The following is a 6,529-nucleotide window of genomic DNA, read 5'->3' as shown; positions in this document are numbered from 1 at the left end:
TTTATACGAAGCAATTCATCAAAGAAAGATGGACAAGAGAAATTTCAGGAAAAAGCTCCTTTCCCATGATTTTCTTGAAAGACTTGAGGAAAAGGATAAGCGCAATTCCAAGAAAGGAGCTTACCTGTATAAGTTCAATGAAGAAAAGTATAACGAGCTGGTGCAAAAAGGATATGGTTTTGAAATATAAATGGATTTGTATAATTAAAAACAAATGGAATTATGACCAATATTAACAATTATGAAGTCTGGTTTATTACAGGAAGCCAGCATTTATACGGCGAAGGTCCGCTGAAACAGGTGGCAGACCATGCTCAGGCAATTACCGCGGCATTGAATGATGCCTCCAATATACCTGTCAAAGTCGTCTATAAGCCTGTAATGACAAATTCCGAAGCAATAAAAAAATTGTGTATGGCCGCCAATGAGTCGGATCATTGCGTGGGTCTGATCATGTGGATGCACACTTTCTCCCCGGCCAAAATCTGGATGGCCGGACTGCAGACTTTGAAAAAACCTTATGTCCACCTACACACCCAATACAACCGGGATATTCCCTGGTCGGAAATCGACATGGACTTCATGAACCTGAACCAATCGGCTCACGGAGGCAGAGAATTCGGTTTTATGGCCTCGAGGTTGCGCCAGAACAGAAAAGTCATTGTGGGCCACTGGCAGGATGAAGAAGTGATCAGGAAATTGGCAGTATGGTCCCGCACTGCATGCGCCTGGCACGATGCCCAGGGCGCAAAAATTGCCCGTTTTGGGGATAATATGCGTAATGTAGCAGTTACAGAAGGAGATAAGGTGGCTGCTCAACAGCAGATGGGATATGATGTGGCAGGCTACGGTATTGGTGAGCTGGTCAACTATGTAAACCAGGTCGAAGATAAAGATGTCGACAGGCTTGTGGAACAGTACGGGGATATTTACCAAATAGATCCTTCTGTTCAAAAAGAGAAGGATAAATTCAATTCCTTAAGAGAAGCGGCCCGAATAGAGATCGGCATGAAGGCTTTTCTTGAAGATGGAGATTTTAAAGGATTTACCACAAACTTTGAGGACCTGCATGGTCTGGTGCAGTTACCCGGCCTGGCTGTTCAAAGGCTGATGGCTGAAGGCTACGGTTTTGGAGCGGAAGGTGACTGGAAAACAGCAGCCCTCTTACGGGCGGTCAAGGTAATGGGAACCGGTCTGGAAGGCGGTAGCTCCTTTATGGAGGACTATACTTACCATTTGGAACCCGGCAACATGAAAGTTCTGGGTGCCCATATGCTGGAAGTATGCCCTTCATTAAGCAGAGAGAAACCGTCGCTTGAGGTTCATCCCCTGTCTATAGGCGGGAAAGATGACCCTGCCCGCCTGGTATTCAGCGTTCCAACGGGCCCGGGAATCAACGTTTCGGTTATGGATATGGGCAACCGTTTCCGTATGGTGGCCAATAAGGTGAATGTGACAGAAATACCGTCATTGCCTAACTTACCGGTAGCCCGGGTAGCCTGGGAACCCGAGCCCGATCTCAAAAAGGCTGCGGAAGCCTGGATTCATGCCGGCGGCGCCCATCATACTGCCTTTAGTATGACCATTGATGATGAATACCTTGAAAATTTTGCCGAAATGGCCGGTATTGAATTTCTGCTGATTGACGAAAATACATCCATTTCGGATTTCAAAAAAGAACTGAGATGGAATGAAATATACCATCATCTGGCAAGAGGCATTTAATCAAAACTTCGGTGTATTATGCTCGGGAAATTAAAAGAACAAGTCTGTCAGGCCAATCTGGATCTGGTAAAACATCAACTCGTCATTCTGACATGGGGAAATGTAAGCGGTATTGACCGGGAAAAAGGACTGCTTGTCATCAAACCCAGCGGGGTTTCCTATGAAGATATGAAACCCGATGATATGGTGGTCGTGGATCTGGAAGGAAATGTCAGGGAAGGCCGGCTGAAGCCCTCCAGCGATACTCCGACCCATACTGTGTTATACCGGGAATTCAAAAACATCGGCGGAATTGTTCATACGCACAGCGAATGGGCTACAAGTTGGGCCCAGGCCGGCAAACACATTCCGGCTTACGGCACTACCCATGCCGATCATTTTTACGGGGCTATCCCTTGTACCCGCAAATTAACACAAAAAGAGGTGGACAAGGACTATGAAGCCAATACAGGAAAAGTCATTGCAGAAACTTTTCAAAGCATGAATCCGGATGCTATGCCTGCGGTGAATGTGAATGGTCATGGCCCGTTCACATGGGGTAAAGATGCCCATGAAGCTGTACATAATGCTGTAGTCCTCGAGGAAATAGCCAAAATGGCCTTCCGTACAGAAATGCTTGGGAACGGACAGCCCATTGACCAACATTTACTGGATAAGCATTATCTTAGAAAACACGGAAAAAATGCCTATTATGGTCAGAAATGAATGAAACCCTACCGTACCGGGCAAATTTTGCCAAAAAACAAGAATTTGACCGGTACGGTACTAAAATACAATTGATATGGATAAATATACAATAGGAATAGACTACGGTACCGACTCGGTAAGGACGATCATAGTCAATACCGGGAACGGTGAAGAAGTGGCCAATGCTGTTTTCGAGTATCCCCGGTGGAAAGAAGGCAAATACTGTGATGCTGCACAGACCCAATTCCGGCACCACCCGATGGATTATAAAGAGGGACTGGTAACCTCGGTGCGCGAAGCATTGAAGCAAGCGCCAGAAGGTGTTGCAGAAAATGTGGTGGCAATCACTGCCGATACGACCGGCTCGACCCCTGTAGCCGTTGACAGACAGTCAAATCCCCTTGCTCTGAAAAAAGAATTCGAAGAGAACCCCAACGCCATGTTCATCCTGTGGAAAGACCACACTTCTGTTAAAGAAGCGGAAGAGATCAATGATCTGGCCAAAAACTGGGGAGGAGAAGACTATACCAAATACGAAGGAGGGGTTTACTCCAGCGAGTGGTTCTGGGCGAAGATCCTGCATGTGCTTAGGGAAGATGAAAAAATAAAGCAATCAGCCTATTCCTGGGTAGAACTTTGTGACTGGATTCCGGCCCTGCTCACCGGTGTAAACGACCCCCATCAGATTAAAAGGAGCCGCTGCGCAGCAGGCCACAAAGCTATGTGGCACGAAAGCTGGGGTGGCCTCCCGCCTGAAAAATTTCTTGCTAAACTGGATCCCCTGTTGAAAGGCTTAAGAGAGAAATTATACACGGAAACCTTTACCAGCGATGTCAAATTTGGCAATCTTTCGGAAGAATGGGCGCAAAAACTTGGCTTGAGCACCGATGTGGCAGTGGGTGTTGGAGCATTCGATGCCCATCTGGGAGCCATCGGAGGAGAAATAAAACCTTACTACCTGACCAAAATCATTGGCACATCTACCTGTGATGTAATGGTAGCGCCAAAGGATGATATTCAGGACCACCGTTTAAGAGGCATTGCCGGCCAGGTGGACGGCTCCATTATACCCGACATGATAGGCCTGGAAGCCGGTCAATCGGCATTCGGCGATGTGTATGCATGGTTCAAAAAAGTGCTGATGTGGCCCGTGGAGAATATTTTAATGAACACCAAAGCGCTTGATGAAGAGTCCCGGCGCAGACTTTCCGATGAGATCTCAGAAAAGATCATCCCTGAATTAACCCGTGAAGCAGAAAAGATACCGGTGGAAGAATCCACACTGCTGGCAGTGGACTGGCTAAATGGTCGCCGCACGCCGGATGCCAACCAGATGCTCAAAGGAGCCATCACCGGGTTAACCCTTGGATCGGACGCTCCGAGGATATTCAAAGCACTGGTTGAATCCACAGCCTATGGAGCAAAAGCGATCGTAGAGCGTCTCAGAGAGGAAGGCGCCCGTATCGACGGTATCATTGCCATGGGTGGGGTGGCCAAAAAGTCCCCGTTTGTTATGCAGGTACTCTCCGACGTGCTGAATATGCCCATTAAAGTGGCCAAATCTGAACAGGCAACAGCTCTGGGATCAGCTATGGCCGCCTCTGTGGTGGGTGGCATTTATAAGTCGTTCGATGAAGCACAACAAAAGATGGGCAAGGGCTTCGATCAGGAATACCGGCCCGACAGCCATAAAGCAAATCTATACAGCAGTCTGTATGCAAAATATCTAAAACTGGGTCAGTTTATTGAAGAGGAATTAACTTAAAACATTATTATTTACACGATTTATTTTGTATCCTTGCATCTGTTAATTGTATAACAATCCGGGTAAAGATACTCCCGCAGAACTTTATCTTTCTTCTGAACAGGAGAGATAATTGAGGGATATACCCAGATCATGTAAATTAATCCTTAAAAAATAAAAATATATGAGTTCAGACGTTTCAATGAAAGCTGCAGACAACCTGAGGGTATTATCCGCCGCCATGGTTGAAAGGGCCAAATCGGGTCACCCCGGGGGGCCAATGGGAGGAGCGGATTTTATGCATATCCTCTATTCAGAGTTTTTAAATTTTGACCCCGATGACATGGCCTGGCCGTTTAGAGACAGGTTTTTCCTGGATCCGGGCCATCTGTCGGCAGGGTTATATTCCATCCTCCATCTGATAGGAACATTCAAAAAAGAAGAGCTCATGAATTTCCGGCAGTGGGGAAGCCCCACACCAGGGCATCCGGAGCTTGAACCTGAAAAAGGGATAGAGAACACCTCCGGCCCCCTTGGCATGGGACATTCATCTGCCGTAGGGGCAGCCATAGCTGAAAAATTCCTGACACACCGTTTCGGAGACTGGATGAATCATACCATTTATACTTACGTTTCCGACGGAGGCATCCAGGAAGAAATATCCCACAGTACCGCCCGGATAGCAGGTCACCTGGGACTCAGCAACCTGGTCATGTTTTACGACTCCAATGATATCCAGCTTTCTACAAAGACCAATGTGGTCACCTCTGAAGACACCGGAAAAAGATATGAATCGTGGCATTGGCACGTGATCACCATCGACGGTCATGACCATGACCAAATACGAAATGCGCTTAAGGAAGCCAACGCAGAAACTGAAAAACCCACGCTCATTATTGGCAGAACAGTTATGGGCAAAGGAGCAGTAGATGAAGAGGGCAACAGCTTCGAGCACCAGGTCTCCACACACGGCAAGCCCCTGAGTAAAGCAGGAGCTTCCTTTGAAAAAACCGTGGAAAAACTCGGCGGAGACCCGGAAAATCCATTCGAAACCTATCCGGAAGTGGCCGAATACTATAAGAAAGTTATTGAAAACAAACGCAAAGAAACCCGGAATAGAAAAGAAACCCAGAAACAATGGGCAAAGGACAATCCGGAACTGTCCAAAAAACTGGAAAAATTCCTGAAGCTGGATGTCTCCGATTTCGACTTTGATTCCCTGGAGCCTGAAGGAGATGATGCCACCCGCAACAGCTCGGGTTATGTGCTGTCGAAGCTGGTTAACAATGTGGAAAACCTTATCGTCGCCTCGGGCGATCTTAGTGGAAGCGATAAGACGGAGGGTTACCTCAAGGGTACTCAGGCATTTCAGAAAGGAGATTTCTCCGGTGCCTTCCTGCAGGCAGGCGTATCCGAGCTGACCATGTCGGCACTGATGAACGGAATGGCACTACACGGTGGGGTCATACCCGCCTGCGGTACCTTTTTCGTATTCTCGGATTATATGAAACCGGCTGTACGCCTGGCTGCCCTGATGGAACTTCCGGTGATCTATATATGGTCCCACGACTCTTTCAGGGTAGGCGAAGATGGTCCCACCCATCAGCCGGTGGAACAGGAAGCCCAAATCCGGTTGATGGAACAACTGAAAAATCATTCGGGAAAGAACAGCATATTGGCATTAAGGCCCGCCGATTCAGCAGAAACAGTTACGGCCTGGCAAATGGCACTTGAAAACCTCGATTCGCCAACCTGTCTGATTCTTTCCCGGCAAAAGGTTAAGGGTCTGCCCGCCAATGGTGACTCCAGATTCTCAGTTGCCCGGAAAGCCAGAAAAGGCGCCTATATCGTATACGAACCCGGGACGGACCCGGACGTCATTCTGGTAGGAAACGGCTCTGAAGTTTCCACCATGTATGATGCAGCCCAGATTTTGGAAAAGGAAAAAAACATCAAAGCCAGATTGGTTTCAGCCATTTCTGAAGGGTTATTCAGACAGCAATCCCAGGATTACCAGAAAGAGGTATTGCCCAATGACAAACCTATATTTGGTGTTACGGCAGGTCTGCCGGCAAGTCTCAGGGGCCTGGTCGGACAGAACGGAGAGATATTCGGCATGGAACATTTTGGCTACTCAGCACCAGCCAATGTGCTGGATGAAAAACTCGGGTATGTCCCAGAGAATATCGCCGAAAAAATCATTAGCTATCTTGAAAAAACAAGATAACAATAAAACCGTCCATAAATTGTTAAAGGGGCTGTCTCTGAAGAGGCATCCCCTTTTTCTTTGGATGCAATGCCAATTTCTTCCAACCTGTTTTATATAAATCATCCCCGACTTCTTTTAAGAAATATCTTTCGGACTTATTGCCT

Annotated in this window: 5 protein-coding genes; all 5 read left to right on the top strand. The window is 47.3% G+C overall.

The window, feature by feature from the left end:
* On the top strand, positions 1-190 hold a 190-nt coding region (locus KGY70_15045; GenBank protein ID MBS3776511.1), incomplete at its 5' end, for a DNA mismatch repair protein MutT.
* A gap of 32 nt (positions 191-222) precedes the next feature.
* Complete coding sequence (araA, locus tag KGY70_15040) at positions 223-1,725, top strand: L-arabinose isomerase (protein MBS3776510.1); 1,503 nt, start codon at positions 223-225, stop codon at positions 1,723-1,725.
* An 18-nt stretch (positions 1,726-1,743) separates the two neighbouring features.
* On the top strand, positions 1,744-2,430 hold the full coding sequence (araD, locus tag KGY70_15035) for an L-ribulose-5-phosphate 4-epimerase (protein MBS3776509.1): 687 nt from the start codon (positions 1,744-1,746) through the stop codon (positions 2,428-2,430).
* Positions 2,431-2,506: 76 nt separating this feature from the next.
* Positions 2,507-4,177 carry a ribulokinase gene (locus KGY70_15030; protein MBS3776508.1) on the top strand — a complete coding sequence of 557 codons (1,671 nt, stop codon included), beginning with the start codon at positions 2,507-2,509 and terminating at the stop codon, positions 4,175-4,177.
* Positions 4,178-4,340: 163 nt separating this feature from the next.
* Positions 4,341-6,383 carry a transketolase gene (locus KGY70_15025; GenBank protein ID MBS3776507.1) on the top strand — a complete coding sequence of 681 codons (2,043 nt, stop codon included), beginning with the start codon at positions 4,341-4,343 and terminating at the stop codon, positions 6,381-6,383.
* Positions 6,384-6,529: the final 146 nt, after the last annotated feature.

This window comes from Bacteroidales bacterium, assembly GCA_018334875.1.
GTDB lineage: Bacteria > Bacteroidota > Bacteroidia > Bacteroidales > UBA12077 > JAGXLC01.
This window is presented reverse-complemented; position numbering and strand designations above follow the sequence as displayed.